This window comes from Halorubrum sp. Atlit-26R (genome assembly GCF_003666015.1).
Lineage (GTDB): Archaea > Halobacteriota > Halobacteria > Halobacteriales > Haloferacaceae > Halorubrum.
Genome location: NZ_QPLT01000174.1, coordinates 1 through 812 on the forward strand (window position 1 = coordinate 1; position 812 = coordinate 812).

The 812-nt window shown below is 45.0% G+C and carries 2 protein-coding genes; both read left to right on the forward strand.

All coding sequences use genetic code 11. The features are described from left to right. Positions 1-196: hypothetical protein (locus DVK07_RS23900; protein WP_233565551.1), on the forward strand; the 196-nt coding region annotated here is incomplete at its 5' end. Next, a partial coding sequence (locus DVK07_RS22500) for a DEAD/DEAH box helicase (protein WP_199719655.1) occupies positions 193-812 on the forward strand: 620 nt, incomplete at its 3' end. The genes DVK07_RS23900 and DVK07_RS22500, both read left to right, overlap by 4 nt.

Consider the following 812-nt stretch of genomic DNA (forward strand, 5'->3'; position numbering starts at 1 on the left):
GGTTACTGGGCAGGTAGAGAACGGTCACAGTAGACTTGACCGGGCATACCTTTTATTCCTCATATTACCTGTTCCAGACCTTGACGAGTTCCGTAAGCGCACGTTGACATCTATTGTTCCCGGAATTGGTCCTTCTATTGCTGCTAGTGAGGAGTCTAGCGAAAGTTCTGACACTGAGGAGGAAGTTGAATCATGAGCACATACTCTTCAGCGGCAAAGATGGAGGTTTTTAATGAGTCGCTTGATGAATTGACTAAATGCGTATTTTATACTGACATCGGAAAGGAGTATGAACCTGAGGTCTCTGAACAAGAGTTGAAGAAGTCTGCGTGGATTGGTTCCCTACTAGCAAACAGCGAGGACGATACCCACCGGAAGAAAGCTCTCTCTTTCGCTGTACTATATTACGTCCAAAATAGGAAAAACGAGAGGGAGCCACTATGTCGGCGGTACCTGTACACTGTTCTTTCTCGATTAGGTAACACACCTACTGCTAACGCCCTCGCGGATAGAATTGAGGATGATAACGTCAAAATTGCAGAAGAAGGTTCCCTCCTTGACGCTGAAATCCACTTCACTGAGGAATTTTATCGATTTAATAAAGAAACGATATTCACTGATTTCCAAAAGAGGGTCTGGGCAAACTTGGAAAAGGACTATTTCGTATTCTCCGGACCGACGTCTTCGGGGAAGTCCTTCTTGCTCCAAACATATATCGACTATAAGGTTGAGCAAGAAGAGGGGTTCCAAGGCATTTATTTAGTCCCCTCTAGGGCGCTTATCTCCGAGGTAAGCACCAAATTCAAGCAAAA